The organism is Longimicrobium sp. (assembly GCF_048594345.1).
GTDB lineage: Bacteria > Gemmatimonadota > Gemmatimonadetes > Longimicrobiales > Longimicrobiaceae > Longimicrobium.
This window is the reverse complement of the sequence record NZ_JBMDXM010000289.1, coordinates 51,709-65,027: the sequence shown is the minus strand read 5'-3', so window position 1 is coordinate 65,027 and position 13,319 is coordinate 51,709. Positions and strand designations below refer to the sequence as shown.

At 69.8% G+C, this 13,319-nt stretch carries 16 protein-coding genes; 11 read left to right on the top strand and 5 right to left on the bottom strand.

Annotated features, from left to right (window positions below; all coding sequences use genetic code 11):
* Positions 1-363 precede the first annotated feature (363 nt).
* Positions 364-1,125 carry a lipopolysaccharide kinase InaA family protein gene (locus ACOJUJ_RS29985; protein WP_420130607.1) on the top strand — a complete coding sequence of 254 codons (762 nt, stop codon included), beginning with the start codon at positions 364-366 and terminating at the stop codon, positions 1,123-1,125.
* On the opposite strand, the gene ACOJUJ_RS29980 is transcribed toward ACOJUJ_RS29985, so the two are convergent.
* Together ACOJUJ_RS29980 and ACOJUJ_RS29975 are read right to left on the bottom strand one after the other, a co-directional pair.
* Positions 1,086-2,135: a glycosyltransferase family 9 protein gene (locus ACOJUJ_RS29980; protein WP_420130606.1), complete on the bottom strand. Its 1,050-nt coding sequence runs from the start codon at positions 2,133-2,135 to the stop codon at positions 1,086-1,088. The genes ACOJUJ_RS29985 and ACOJUJ_RS29980 overlap by 40 nt on opposite strands.
* The gene (locus tag ACOJUJ_RS29975) at positions 2,132-3,184 is read right to left on the bottom strand and encodes a glycosyltransferase family 9 protein (RefSeq protein ID WP_420130605.1); all 1,053 of its coding nucleotides are present in this window, start codon (positions 3,182-3,184) and stop codon (positions 2,132-2,134) included. Before ACOJUJ_RS29975 ends, ACOJUJ_RS29980 begins: the two co-directional genes overlap by 4 nt.
* A 161-nt stretch (positions 3,185-3,345) precedes the next feature.
* Between ACOJUJ_RS29975 and ACOJUJ_RS29970 the strand changes: the two genes are divergently transcribed.
* The 6 genes from ACOJUJ_RS29970 to ACOJUJ_RS29945 all read left to right on the top strand — a co-directional run bounded on the left by ACOJUJ_RS29970 (position 3,346) and on the right by ACOJUJ_RS29945 (position 8,267).
* Positions 3,346-3,567, top strand: a complete 222-nt coding sequence (locus ACOJUJ_RS29970; RefSeq protein ID WP_420130604.1) for a DUF4254 domain-containing protein — start codon at positions 3,346-3,348, stop codon at positions 3,565-3,567.
* The gene (locus tag ACOJUJ_RS29965; RefSeq protein ID WP_420130603.1) at positions 3,560-3,823 is read left to right on the top strand and encodes a DUF4254 domain-containing protein; all 264 of its coding nucleotides are present in this window, start codon (positions 3,560-3,562) and stop codon (positions 3,821-3,823) included. Before ACOJUJ_RS29970 ends, ACOJUJ_RS29965 begins: the two co-directional genes overlap by 8 nt.
* Before the next feature lie 906 nt (positions 3,824-4,729).
* Positions 4,730-6,496 carry an amidohydrolase gene (locus tag ACOJUJ_RS29960; protein ID WP_420130602.1) on the top strand — a complete coding sequence of 589 codons (1,767 nt, stop codon included), beginning with the start codon at positions 4,730-4,732 and terminating at the stop codon, positions 6,494-6,496.
* An 11-nt stretch (positions 6,497-6,507) separates the two neighbouring features.
* Positions 6,508-7,740 carry a patatin-like phospholipase family protein gene (locus ACOJUJ_RS29955; RefSeq protein ID WP_420130601.1) on the top strand — a complete coding sequence of 411 codons (1,233 nt, stop codon included), beginning with the start codon at positions 6,508-6,510 and terminating at the stop codon, positions 7,738-7,740.
* Between the two features lie 117 nt (positions 7,741-7,857).
* Entirely contained in the window at positions 7,858-8,082 is a 225-nt protein-coding gene (locus tag ACOJUJ_RS29950) for a type II toxin-antitoxin system Phd/YefM family antitoxin (protein ID WP_420130600.1), read from the top strand.
* Complete coding sequence (locus ACOJUJ_RS29945; RefSeq protein ID WP_420130599.1) at positions 8,079-8,267, top strand: type II toxin-antitoxin system VapC family toxin; 189 nt, start codon at positions 8,079-8,081, stop codon at positions 8,265-8,267. The genes ACOJUJ_RS29950 and ACOJUJ_RS29945 overlap by 4 nt, the downstream gene beginning before the upstream one ends.
* Before the next feature lie 311 nt (positions 8,268-8,578).
* Here ACOJUJ_RS29945 and ACOJUJ_RS29940 read toward each other — a convergent pair whose 3' ends face one another.
* Positions 8,579-9,088: a DinB family protein gene (locus ACOJUJ_RS29940; RefSeq protein ID WP_420130598.1), complete on the bottom strand. Its 510-nt coding sequence runs from the start codon at positions 9,086-9,088 to the stop codon at positions 8,579-8,581.
* 105 nt (positions 9,089-9,193) lie between these two features.
* Between ACOJUJ_RS29940 and ACOJUJ_RS29935 the strand changes: the two genes are divergently transcribed.
* The 4 genes from ACOJUJ_RS29935 (at position 9,194) to ACOJUJ_RS29920 (ending at position 12,625) form a co-directional block, all read left to right on the top strand.
* On the top strand, positions 9,194-9,949 hold the full coding sequence (locus ACOJUJ_RS29935; RefSeq protein WP_420130597.1) for a DUF72 domain-containing protein: 756 nt from the start codon (positions 9,194-9,196) through the stop codon (positions 9,947-9,949).
* The gene (locus tag ACOJUJ_RS29930) at positions 9,946-10,524 is read left to right on the top strand and encodes a hypothetical protein (protein WP_420130596.1); all 579 of its coding nucleotides are present in this window, start codon (positions 9,946-9,948) and stop codon (positions 10,522-10,524) included. Before ACOJUJ_RS29935 ends, ACOJUJ_RS29930 begins: the two co-directional genes overlap by 4 nt.
* An 11-nt stretch (positions 10,525-10,535) precedes the next feature.
* Entirely contained in the window at positions 10,536-11,321 is a 786-nt protein-coding gene (locus tag ACOJUJ_RS29925) for an alpha/beta fold hydrolase (RefSeq protein ID WP_420130595.1), read from the top strand.
* A 125-nt stretch (positions 11,322-11,446) separates the two neighbouring features.
* Positions 11,447-12,625 (top strand): acyltransferase family protein, encoded by a 1,179-nt coding sequence (locus ACOJUJ_RS29920; protein ID WP_420130594.1) that lies wholly within the window; start codon positions 11,447-11,449, stop codon positions 12,623-12,625.
* A 199-nt stretch (positions 12,626-12,824) separates the two neighbouring features.
* Here the strand turns inward: ACOJUJ_RS29920 and ACOJUJ_RS29915 are convergent, their stop codons facing one another.
* Entirely contained in the window at positions 12,825-13,040 is a 216-nt protein-coding gene (locus tag ACOJUJ_RS29915; protein WP_420130593.1) for a type II toxin-antitoxin system HicB family antitoxin, read from the bottom strand.
* The gene (locus tag ACOJUJ_RS29910) at positions 13,037-13,225 is read right to left on the bottom strand and encodes a type II toxin-antitoxin system HicA family toxin (protein WP_420130592.1); all 189 of its coding nucleotides are present in this window, start codon (positions 13,223-13,225) and stop codon (positions 13,037-13,039) included. Before ACOJUJ_RS29910 ends, ACOJUJ_RS29915 begins: the two co-directional genes overlap by 4 nt.
* Positions 13,226-13,319 lie beyond the last annotated feature (94 nt).

The window sequence follows — 13,319 nt, the reverse complement described above, 5'->3', positions numbered from 1 at the left end:
TTTCATCCATCCACCCCGGTTCATTCACCCGCGAGGAGCTGGATGATCCGCCTGGAACCAACTCGTTAACTCCGTTGACTCCGTGTAATACCAAATCCAGCAAAACACCTCACCTCAAGTCGGGCTACTGAAAACAGAGGTCAGGGTACAGAGGAACAGAGAACAGCCAGAGGAACAGAGGAGGAATGCGGATCACCTCTGTTTCTCTGGCGGTTCCCGGTTCCTCTGTACCTTCCGATGTTGTTTTTCCGGATTCGGTATAAGCATAAGGCATCCTTTTCCTGGCGGACTCGGAGTGCCAGTGACGGGAGCGGATTCCGGGGCATTTGACACCCCGCCCCGCATCCCGCACCTTCAACCCCCATGGATTGGAAAACGTATGCGGGCGAGCACGCCCTGGCGGACTTCGTTCCGCTGGAGCACGAGGGCGCGCGGATGATGGTGCGCCGCGGCTACGAAGATTCCGCGCGCCTGCTGGTGGAGTACAAAACCCTCCCCGCCGTCGAGATGCTGGGCGGCGGGCGCGAGGCGCACCCCGTGGTGGTGCTCCCCACGGGCGAAAAGGCCGTGGTTCGCGCGTACCACCGCGGCGGGCTCATCCAGCGCGTGAACGCGTCACGCTACTTTGGCGGCAACCGCGCCTTCGACGAGCTGCGCGCCACGGAGCGCGCCCGCACCGGCGGCGTGCGCACCGCGCGCATCCTGGCCGCGGTCGAACGGCCGCGCACCGTCGGCTACACGGCGATGCTGGCCACCATCCTCATCCCCGGCGCGCGGGCCGCGGCGGCGTGGCTGGCGGACGGGTCCGCGGAGGGAAGGCTGGAGGTGCTGCGCGAGGCGGGGCGGCAGATGGCGGCCATGCACCAGTCCGGCGTGGCACATCCGGACGTGCACCTGCGCAACCTGCTGGTGGCGGATACGGAGGGTGGTCCGGAGGTGTGGCTGCTGGACTTCGACAAGGCGCGGGTGCACGCCGGCCCGGTGCCGCGCGCCCGCCGCGCCACCGACCTGCGCCGCCTGGCCCGCTCCGGGCGCAAGCTCAAGGCGGAGATCGGCGCCGACGGCTGGGCGGCGCTGCGCGACGGCTACGGCGAAACGTGGCCCTCCGGGCTCACGCTACGGTAGCGCCGCAGCGCCAGATCCACCTTCTCCATCACCTGCTCCACCGTGATGCGCTCCATCCGCCCCGCGCGGTTGGGCGCGTCGATCGGATAGTCCTCCCCCGGATCACCGAACGCATCCACCAGCAGTTCGCCGAAGCGCCGGTACGGGCCGTAGCGCCTGGGGTTCGTGTGCCCCATCAGCGCCACCGTGGGCGTGCCGAGCGCGACGCCCACGTGCAGGGGGCCGGTGTCGGGGCTCACCAGCACGTCCGCGCGGCTGAGGAGGTACGCCAGCCGCCGCAGGTCCCACTCGCGCAGGTCCAGCGGCGGGTGCGACGCGGTGCCGCGGATGTACTCCGCCGCCGACTCCTCCCGCTGCGATCGCCCGCCGACCAGGATCGTCCGCCCGCCCAGCTCGCCGCCGATGCGGTCCGCCAGCGCCGCGTAGCGCTCCGCCGGCCACTCCTTTTCTTCCTTCGTCGTCCCCACCACCATCGCCACGGTCGGCCCGGCGGCGTCCGGCAGCAGCGCGGCGTAGCGGGCGCGCTCTTCCTCCGTCGGCTCCAGCCCCCACTCCAGCCGGACGGGAACGCCCAGGAACTCCAGAAACTCCAAAAATTCGTCCTGCACGTGCCCCCGCGGGCGCGGCGGAAGGCGGCCGGTGCTGAACAGCCAGGTCAGGTCGCGCGCCCGCGCCCGGTCATACCCCACGCGGACGGGCGCACCGGTGAAGGCCGTCGCCACGCCGGACTTGAAGTACGCCTGCAGGTTCAGCGCGACGTCGAAGCGGTGGCCGGCCAGCGCCTTCCGTAGCGCCGCGAACCCCGCCGCCCCACGCGTGCGGTCGAAGACCACCACCTCGTCCACCGCGGGATGCCCCCGCACCAGCGCCGCGGAACCCGGCTGCATGATCCAGGTGATGCGCGAGTCCGGCCGGTGCGCCTTGAGGGAGTTGACCACCGGCAGCGTGTGCACCGCGTTCCCCACGGTGCTGATCATCACCACCGCCACCCGGTCCAGCGGCACGTTCATCGGCGGTACGTCCGGTCCCACAGCGCCACCTTTCCCATCACCTGCTCCACCGTGATCGTACGCGTCCGCCCCAGCCGCTTCTGGATGGTGATGGGATAGTCCTCGCCCGGATATCCGTACGCATCCACCAGCAGGTCGCGAAAGCGGCGGTACGGGCCGGTGCGTTTGGGGTTGATGTAGCCCATCAGCGCGATCGTCGGCGTGCCCAGCGCCACGGAGATGTGCATCGGCCCCGTGTCCAGCGAAAGGGTGAGCGCCGAGCCCTGGAGGATGCCGACCAGCTCGCGAAACGGCACGCCCAGGGTGCTGACGACGGGATGCCGCGCCAGCCGCAGTATGTCGCGCTCCGTCGCCATCTCCCGCTCCGACGTTCCACCGACGATGACCGGCTGCAGTCCGTACCGCTCCCACAGCGCGTCGGATACGGCCGCCCAGCGCTCCGGCACCCACTCCTTTTCCGGGTGCGTGCTGCCGATGACCAGGCACGCCGCCGGCCGCTCCAGCTTCGCGAAGAACGCCCGCTGCGCGTCCAGTTCGTGCGGCCAGGGGCCCAGCTTCCACTCCACCGGCTCGTCCGGCACGCCGAGGGTGTCCAGGAACTCGAAGTACTGGTCCTGCACGTGCTGCGGCTGGCGGCGCGGGATCTTGCGGTTGGTCACCGCCCAGTTCCAGTCCCGCGCTCGGCCGCGGTCGAACCCCAGCTTGACCGGCGCGTCCGCCAGCGCCGTGACGATGCTGGCCTTGAAGTAGACCTGCAGGTCCAGCACGAGGTCGAAGCGCCGGCCGCCGAGCGCCTTGCGCAACTCGGCGAACGCGCGCCAGCCGCCCTTGCGGTCGAAGAGGACGATCTCGTCCACGTCCGGGTGCCCGCGCACCAGCGACGCCGGCCCGCCCTGCAGCACCCACGTGATGCGGATGGATGGGTCGTGCCGCTTGAGCGCGGTGACCACCGGCAGCACGTGGACGGCATCGCCCACGGCGCTCATCATCACGATCAGGATGCGGGCGGCCGGCGGCAGCGGAACGAACGGCGGTGGCGCTGACGGCAACGGCGTGGCGGTGCGGCGGTGGCGCGCGTGCCCGGCAGGCGGGCGGAACGGGCGCGAAGATAGCCGCGCCGGGGCAGGCGCGGCAAACGCGGCGGGATGGCGGCGGGCCCGCGCGCCGCGTACATTCGCGCCCGTTTCACGGACCTTACGAGAGCAGCGGGATGAACGAAACCATCGGCACCCTGATCGCGCGCCTGGCCCAGACCAACGTCGAGCTGTGGCACGAGGAAGACAAGGCGCGCTCCGACGACGACCACCAGGTGGCCGCCGCCAAGCGCGCCGTCGACAAGCTGAACCAGCGACGCAACGACCTCATCGAGCGCATCGACGAGGCGGTGATGCAGACGGCGCGCGACGCGCGCGGCGGAGGGGCTGGTGGCTGAAACCGTCGGCTCTCTGGCCGACAAACTGAGCATCGTGGAGCTCAAGATCTACCACATGCAGGAGCAGGCCGACCGCGCCGACGCCGGCTTCCGCGAGCGCTGCCAGGACCGCCTGTCCGTCCTCCGCACCCAGCGCGACGACCTGGCCGAGGAGCTGACCACGCTGCTGGCCGACATCGCCAGCGGCCGCGTGGTCCCCAAGGTCTACCGCCAGTTCAAGATGTACAACGACCCGCAGTACAAGGCGCCGGCCTGAGCGACTGAGGTTAACGATGAAAAGCCGCCACGATGCGCACGGGCGGCTTTTTTCGCGTCCGCGGTCAGCGTGAGCGGGTGAACCCGCCGCTGGGAAAGCGGTAAGCCCTGTCTCGCGCCGGGGCGCGGCACGAACAGGGCTTCACCTGCTCGTACAGCAAGTTCACGGCTTCGGAAGGCCTCTAGGTTGCGGCAGCCAGGGTGTGCGGCGTTCCGATTCCGGCATGTACGTCACCCAACCCGGCAAGCCCATCGGCCGCGGCGGATGTTCTGGCCGCGGCGTGCGAGGTCCGGTGTTTCGACCACCCTTGTTGTATTTGGCTGGCACGAATGGCGGGACTGTGGATCCGGTCGCCTGAACGGGTCCAACCTCACGAGCAGATACCCTTCCCACTGCGAAGCCGAGCAATCCACCAAGCCAAAACGTGGCGCAGAGCATCAGGTATACGAGCATCTCAGGTGTCCTCCGGAATGCTTTGAATGCACACCACAACCAGAGAGTAACGCCCGTCCACTCTGTGCGCAATCCGCTGTCCTCTACCGCCATCGCGTGCCCATCATTGCATCCCACATTGATGGCGTTGGTGACGTTACAGCACGTTTGCGATCCCATGCGTTAGATAGCTCCCTACACCGGCGACGTTACCGCGAACTCCGGGCGCGCACCGAGCCTTACGCCACCACGGAGCAAGCCAATCCGCGAAGGCGGATTTCGTGTTGTTGTTGCAGCGAATTCATTCGCCCTTCCAGGCGGACGGCGCGATTCCCGCCCCGTCCGCCCCTGCGAATCGATCGCCGCGGACGAACAAGGCGTAAACATCTCCTCCGCTCCGTTTGTCACGACGCGTCACGGCGCGTATGATTGAGCCGATCCCCGACCCACGTCATCAACAGCCCGGCACCCGGCATGAAAGCCCGCTCCGCCCTGCTCGCGCTCTGCGCGCTGTCCGCCTGCTATCCCGCCACTCAGGCGCCGCCGATCAACCATCCCAACCCGCCGGGCGTTCCCGTGCCCCAGGGCTGGCCCCGAAACGACGAGCAGCCGGCGGACGAGGCCAACGCGGCGGACATGGTGCTGGTGGGCGGCCGCGTGTTCCTGGCCGACGGCGCCAGCACCGTCGCGCAGGCGCTGGCCGTGCGCGACGGGCGCGTGCTGGCGGTGGGCACGGACGCGGAGGTGCGGCGGCACCTGGGACCGGCGACGGAGGTGATCGACCTGCGGGGGCGGCTGGTGACGCCGGGGTTCAACGACGCGCACATCCACTTTGGCGCCGGCGGGCGGGGGTTGCTGCAGGTGGAGCTGCTGGGCACCACGTCCCTGGCCGAGATCGAGCGGCGCGTGGCCGCGGCGGCCGCGCAGGCGCAGCCGGGCGAGTGGATTCTGGGCCGCGGCTGGGACCACACCCGCCTTCCCGCGTCCGAGCTGGGCGCCGGCGGCTGGCCGACGAAGGAGATCCTGGACCGCGCCGCGCCCAACAACCCCGTCCTGCTGTCGCGCGTGGACGGCCACACCTCGTGGGCCAACGGCGCGGCGATGCGCATCGCCGGCATCAACCGCAACACGGCCAACCCGTCCGGGGGTGAGGTGGTGCGCGACGCACGCGGCGAGGCGACGGGCATCCTCAAGGAAACAGCCGAGGGCCTGGTGAGCCGCCACGTGCCGGCGCCCACCCGCGCGCAGACCCGCCGGGGCGTGCTGGCCGCGCTGGAGCTGGCCGCCCGCACCGGCGTGACCAGCGTGCAGAGCGACGTGTCCGGCATGGACATGCAGATCTACAAGGAGCTGCGCGACGCCGACTCGCTCACCGTGCGCGTGTACGGCTGGCACCCGCTGGAGATGCGGACGATCGAAGGGCTCAACGCGCTGGGCGTCACCGCCGGATTCGGCGACGAGTGGCTGCGGATGGGGATGCTCAAGGGGTACACCGACGGCACCCTGGGCTCGCGCACGGCGGCCATGCTGGAGCCGTTCAGCGACCAGCACACGCACGGGCTGCCGCAGTACACGCAGGCGCAGCTGGACTCGCTGGTGACCGCGGCCGACGCTGCGGGGCTGCAGGTGATCCTTCACGCCATCGGCGACGCGGCCAACCGGCAGGCGCTGGACGCGTTCGAGCGCGCCGCCCGGGCCAACGGCGCCCGCCCGCGCCGCCACCGCATCGAGCACGCCCAGGTGCTGGACCAGGCCGACATCCCCCGCTTTCGCCAGCTGGGCGTGATCGCCTCCATGCAGCCCACGCACGCGACCAGCGACATGCGCTGGGTGGAGACGCGCATCGGCCGCGAGCGGGCAACGGAGGGGGCGTACGTCTGGCGGTCGCTGCTGGACGCGGGCGCCGTCGTCATCTTTGGCACCGACTTTCCCGTGGAGCCCATGCCGCCGGTGGAAGGCATCTACTCCGCCGTCACCCGGCAGAGCCGCGAAGAGCCGGGGGTGCCGCCGGGCGGCTGGCTTCCCGAGCAGCGGCTTACGCGGCAGGAGGCCATCCGCCTGTACACCGCCACCCCCGCGTACGGCGAGTGGCAGGAGGAGCAAAAGGGGACGCTGCAGGCAGGAATGCTGGCCGACCTGGTGGTGTGGGACCGCGACCTGCTCACCATCCCCGAGGCCGAGATCCTGCAGGCCGCGCCGGCGATGACCGTCGTGGGCGGCCGGATCGTCTTTCGCCGCTGAGGGACGCGCCCATGCCGGATTCGGCCGATCCCCAGCCGCTGCGCCCGTCGCAGGCGGGACGAGAGTTTGCCCCCGCCGCCGCGGCCGTCACCGACCGCGGCGAGCTGGCGCTGGTGCTCACCGGCGGCGGCGCGCGGGGCGCGTACCAGGTGGGGCTGCTGCGCTACCTGGCCCGCACCTATCCCAACCTGCAGATCCCCATCCAGACGGGCGTCTCCGCGGGCGCCATCAACATCGCCCTGCTGGCCCAGCACCACGGCACCTTCAAGCAGGCCGTGGACGAGCTGGCGGGGCTGTGGGCGGAACTGCTCCCGGAAAAGATCTTCCGGGTGGACATGGCGTCACTGGTGGGCAACATCGGCCGCTGGGGGCTGCGCCTCACGTCCGGCGGAATGACGGACGCGCGGACGCGGGCGCTGGTGGACACGGCGCCGCTGCGGCAGTTTCTGGAAGAGTCGCTGGCGCCGGTGCACGGCGAGCTGACCGGCATCGACTACAACCTGCAGAAGGGCCGGCTGCGCGCGGTCTCCATCAGCACCACGGACTACACCACGGGGCAGTCCGTCATCTGGACGCAGGGGCGCGAGATCGAGACGTGGGAGCGGCCGGGGCGCATCAGCCGGCAGTGCCGCATCACGGTGGACCACATCATGGCCTCGGCCGCGCTGCCGCTCTTCTTTCCCGCGGTGCAGATTGGCCCGCACTGGTACGGCGACGGCGGCATCCGCCTCACGGCGCCGCTCTCCCCCGCCCTGCACCTGGGCGCCAGCAAAATCCTCACGGTCAGCACGCGACACGACCGCACCCGTGGCGAGGCATCGCGCCCCGACGTGGCCGGCTACCCGCCACCGGCGCAGGTGATCGGCCTGCTGCTGGACGCCATCTTCCTGGAGCTGGTGGACCAGGACGTCGCGCGAATGGAGCGGATGAACGCGGTGCTGGAGCGCGTGCCGCCCGAGCGGCGTGAGGGGATGCGCATCGTGGAGGTGCTGGTGATGCGCCCGTCCAAGGACCTGGCCCGCATCGCCGCCGAGTACGAGCCGCGCCTGCCCCGCGGCTTCCGGCTGCTCACGCGCGGCCTGGGCACCCGCGAAACGCGCTCGCCCGACGTGCTGAGCATGATCATGTTCCAGGACGACTACGCCAAGCGCCTGATGGCCCTGGGCGAGTCCGACGCCGAGCGCCGCGCGGAGGAGATCGACCGCTTCATCAACGGCCACGCCGGCGAGGGCACGGGAGCGTAGATGATCGTACCGTTGCGCCGATGGGGGGCTGCGATCGCCACGAAGGCGCCCGACTTGCTGTGCAACGGAAATGGATCGGCGTATCTTTGAAGAACGGGCGCTTGCAAGGAGGGAGATATGGTCCCGGTTTCAGTTGAAGAGGCGCAGGACCGCCTGCCGGAGTTGATGGATGAGGCTGCAGGGGGTGAGGAAGTAGTCATCGCCCGCGCAGATGGCTCCTCGTTTCGGCTCGTACCCCTCGAGATTGCTCCCCGGCCGCGCTTCGGCAGCGCTCGCGGGCTGTTCACGATGGCGGATGACTTTGATGCGCCGCTGGAAGACTTTCGGGAATACGAACAGTGAACCTGCTTCTGGACACGCACGCACTGCTCTGGTTTCTGGCGGGAGACTCCCGGCTCACCGCGAGCGCACGGATGGCGATCGAGGATCTGGAGAATACGCGCCTTTTCAGTATTGCGGGCGCGTGGGAGATTGCGATCAAAGCCAGCCTGGCAAGCTCACCCTCACCGGTCCTTTCCACGAGCTGATCCCTGTTCAACTGCGGGCGAACGGCATACACCTGCTCCCAATCCGTCCGGAGCACCTGAATGGCCTGCTTGCCCTGCCGTTTCACCACCGTGATCCGTTTGACCGCATCCTCGTCAGCCAGGCGGTCTCCGAGAACGCGACCTTGATAAGCGCAGACGCCACGCTCGACAGGTATTCCGTACCGCGACTCTGGTAAGCACCAAAGACACAAACCGCCGTCCTTCCCGGGACGGCGGTTCGCATTTATTCGGAGGTCCCCAGCCAGCGCGGGGTACTGCATCCAGCTTTGTTCAACCGGAAGATCGGCCCGTCAGTTGCCCTGGCTGGAGGGTGGGGTCATGCCCTTGAGGCGCATGTAGGTGACGATGTTGCCGTAGTGCTCAAAGTCGTGGGCGGCGTTCATCGTCAGCACGCCCAGCTTGGTCATCGGGCGGCCGAAGAAGGTCATGGACTGCATCGCGGCCTCATCGCTCAGGTCGTATGCGGCGTCGCAGTACGCGGTGGAGGCGCGCAACGCCTCGACGAGCGCCGCCTTTTCCGTCACCTGCTCCCAGTTCTGCTGGCTGGGGCTGGCCTCGCCCTTGATCGCGGAGCAGAACATGTACTGCGCGTTGACCACATGGCCCACCACCTGCCCGAAGCTGCGGATCTCAGGGGTGGGCTTGAACCCGTAGTCCGCCTCGGGCATCTGCTCGGCCGCGGCGAGCACCCACGCCGCGCCCTGCGCGAACAGCGGCTTCACCGAGCCGGCGGCGGTGGGTGCCTGGGCGGCCGCGGGAACGGCACAGAGCGTGAGAAGGGCGACCATGATGCGCTTCATCGGAGCCTCGTCTGGAAATCGTGGAGGGGCGTGGAACGGTCGAAAGGACGGAGCAAGCGCGTGAAGATGGGCGGCGAGCCACACGAAAGGCAACCCTCTCCTTCCATGGAGGGCGTGAGCCGCTGCCTGGTGGGGTGCGCCGGGTGGACGCTGCCGCGCGACGTGCAGCCCGCGTTTCCCGCGGAGGGCACGCACCTGGCGCGCTACGCGGCCCGCTTTCCCGCCGTTGAAATCAACTCGTCCTTTCACCGCCCGCACCGCGCCAGCACCTGGGCGCGCTGGGCGGCGAGCGTGCCGCCCGGCTTCCGCTTCTGCGCCAAGCTTCCGAAAACCATCACCCACGAGCTGCGCCTAGTGGACGCGGACGACACGCTCGCCACCTTCCTGTCCGAAGCCGGCGGCCTGGGCGACGCGCTGGCGTGCCTGCTCGTGCAGCTTCCCCCCAGCCTGCAGTTCGACGCGGCGGCGGCGGACGCCTTCTTTGCCTCGCTCCGGGGCCGGACGGACGTCGCGGTGGTATGCGAGCCGCGGCATCCCACCTGGTTTGGGGGGGATGCGGACGATCTGCTCGCGCGATGGAAGGTTGCGCGCGTGGCGGCGGATCCGGCGCGCGTCCCGGAGGCGGCGGAGCCCGGCGGATGGCGCGGCCTGGCGTACTACCGGCTGCACGGCTCGCCTCGCACCTACTACTCGGCGTATGATGCGGCGTATCTGGATGCGCTCGCCGCCCGCATCCGCGCCGACCTGGACGCGGAGCGCGAGGTGTGGTGCATCTTCGACAACACCGCCGCCGGCGCCGCCACGCAGAACGCGCTGGACCTGGTGGCGCGGCTGGAGGGGACGATGGAGGAGCGCGGATGATCCGTAAGTTCCTGGCCGACCCGCAGGCGTGGGCGCAGGAGGCGATCCTGCGCGCCCAGTCGGAGCGGCGCCGCATCCACGGCATCGACGTGTGGCTGATCAACGACCGCCAGTTCGCCACCAGCGACGAACTGTTCGCCAAGATCGCCGCGTCGCTGCAGCTGGTGGCCGACCACGCGCCCTGGCGGCTGAAGGCAATGCGCCGCGACTTTGCCCGCATCTTCATGCACCGCCAGGACGGAGTTCGCGCGATGTTCGACCTGATGCGCAACTGCAGCCTGGACACGTACTTCGTCGCGACGTTCGCGGCGGAGCAGGTCGCGTCGTCCATCGTGCACGAGGCGGTGCACGCGCGGCTGCGCAACGGCCGCACCATCCCGCGCGACCTGATCGCGTGGGAGGAGCGGCTGTGCCGCAAGGCGGAGCTCGCCTTTGGCCTGCGGATTCCCGACGGCACCGCCGTGGTGGAGCGCGCCCGCGCCGCCCTTGCCCTCTCAGACCACGACGTTGCCCCGCTGGCCGGAGACATCCAGCTGCGCCAGCGCCGCCCGCGCGGCAACGGCGGCCTGGCCTGACGCGCGGCGTGATGGACTCGCTGCACGTGGGCGGCACGCGCCTGGAGTGCCGCTGGATCGGCCCCGCGCCGGACGAGGCGCCAACGATCGTCTTTCTTCACGAGGGCCTCGGCAGCGTAAGCCTGTGGCGCGATTTTCCGGACGCGCTGGCGGAGGCGGCCGGCTGCGGAGCGCTGGTCTACTCGCGCGCCGGCTACGGCCGCTCCGATTCCATCGCGCTCCCCCGCCCCGTCCGCTTCATGCACGACGAGGCCGAGGTGCTGCGCGCCGTCCTGGCGCAGAGCGGCATCCGCGAATCCATCCTGCTGGGCCACAGCGACGGCGCCTCCATCGCGCTGATCGCCGCGGGCAGCGCGCCGCCGATCCCCGGCCTGCGCGCGCTGGTGCTGGAGGCGCCGCACACCTTTGCCGAGCCGTGCGGGCTGGAGAGCATCGCGAAAATCGCGGACGTCTACCGCACCACCAACCTGCGCGAGCGCCTGGCCCGCCACCACGGCGACAACACCGACGTGGCGTTCTGGGGATGGAACTGCGTCTGGCTGGATCCGGACTTCCGCGTCTGGAACATCGAGGACGTGCTTCCCGGCATCACCGTCCCCGCTCTCGTCATCCAGGGCGAGAACGACGAGTACGGAAGCTGGAAGCACGTGGAATCCATCCAGCGGCAGTCGAGCGGCCCCGTGGACACGCTGCTCCTGCCCCGCTGCGGCCACGCCCCGCATGCCGAACAGCGCGATGCGACGCTGGCGGCGATGTCGCACTTCATCCGCCGCGTTCTCGATCCCGCCGGATCCTGACAGCGGTTGTCCATCCTCAGCACGTCCAATAGTTTACCGCGCAGATCCTCTCTGATCGGCGTACCCCCCTCCTTCGATCCCCGCGCTCGTTGAAACCTCCGGCCTCCGGGTTGCCGGCACCCACCGTGACCCTGCCCCTCCCGCCCACCGAGCCCCACGGCGGCACCGCGCCCACGGACGAGCCCGCACACATCCCCGCGCTGGACGGCCTGCGCGGGTGCGCGGTCCTGGGCGTGCTGCTGCTGCACTTCACCTCCGCGATGGGCGCACCGGCCGGCGCCCCCGCCCGACTCGTCAAGCAGGCGTTCAGCCTGGGCTGGACGGGCGTCGATCTCTTCTTTGTGCTCTCCGGGTTCCTGATCACCGGCATCCTGGCGGACGCGCGGAACACGCCGCACCGCTACCGCACCTTCTACATGCGCCGCGCGCTGCGCATCCTGCCGCTGTACTACGGCTTCGTGGTGCTGCTCTTCGCCGTCCCGCCGCTGGTGGGCGCGCGGGCGTACACCACCACCTTCGCGGACCAGCTTCCGTACTGGCTCTACCTGCAGAACTTTCGCCCGCTCCCCAACGCAGCGCTGGACTTTGCGGGGCACCTGTGGAGCCTGGCCATCGAGGAGCAGTTCTACCTTGTCTGGCCGCTGGTGATCTTCACCCTCTCCCGCACGAACGCGCTGCGGGTGTGCGCCGCCTGCCTGGTGGGCGCGCTGGCGTACCGCGTCACGGCCGTGCTCGCGGGGGCGGATCTGCACGCCGTCTACTTTCAGACGCCGGCGCGCCTGGACGGCCTGGCGCTGGGCGGCGCCATCGCGCTGATGCTGCGCGGCGCCGGTGGGCGCGCACGGCTGCGGCGGATCGCCCCCGCGGCGCTGGCCGCCTCCGCCGCGGCGCTGGCGGGCGCGGCGCTGCATCCGTCGGGCTTCGATCCCGGCGGCGCGTACATGGTCGCCGTGGGATACTCGGCTCTGGCGTTCTTCTTCGGCGCCGTGCTGGTGCTGGCGCTGGACGGCCGCTCCGCGCCTCTGCCGCGGCTGCTGTCCGGCTCGGTCCTCCGCTTCTTCGGCCGCTACAGCTACGGGCTGTACGTGCTGCACGTCCCGCTTATCGGGCTGGGGCGGCTGGCCGGCGCCTCTCCCGACCGTTTCGCCGGCACGCGGTGGGAGTTCCCCGGGCTGCTGGGCTATACTGCGCTGATGACCGCCGCGTCCATCCTGGCCGCGCTCGCCTGCTGGAACGCGTACGAAAAGCACTTCCTCAAGCTCAAGGCACGCTTCACCTACCGTCCTCCCGCAGCCGCGTCCTGAAGGAACGCGCCTGATTCCCACTCGCGTAACGGTGGGTATAGTCGCTCGCTGTCATTCTGAGGAAGGCGCCCACTGCGCCCCCGCGGAAAGCGCGGCACGCTTTTGTGTATACGGACAGGACCACGCGCGCGCCTTCCTCAGAATGACACCGATCCTCCGGATCGTGTCGATACTTTTTTCGCATTCCTTAGCACCCGGATCAGGAGCCGATGTGCACGTGCGCGTACTCGGTGCGCGGCTCGGGCACCCGCTGGCCCTGGTCCAGCAGGCCCAGCAGGTGGAACTCTACGGCTTCGCGGATGTTGGTCTCCGCCTCGTGGCGCGTGGCCCCGGTGGTCACGCAGCCGCGCAGGTCGGGCGTGTACGCCGAGTAACCCGTCGCCGTGGGCTCCAGCACCACCAGGTAGCGTCTCATGGCGCCACCCCCGCCTGCTCCAGCACACTCCGCAGGGCGCCGGGAGCCAGCTCGTCCGTCAGGTGCCGGCGGATGGTGAGCACGCCGGGCTTGGCCGGGTGAACGTACTGCCGGTGCGGACCGCGCAGCCGCACACGCGTCCACCCGTCCTTCTCCAGCCGGAGGATCAGATCGGGAAGCTTCATCTTCACCACGGGGGTTCAAGGTTCGCCATGCAACCTTCAACGATGCCCCAAAGCTAAAAACCTCCCGGCATCCCTCCAAACCGCGACCCGCCAA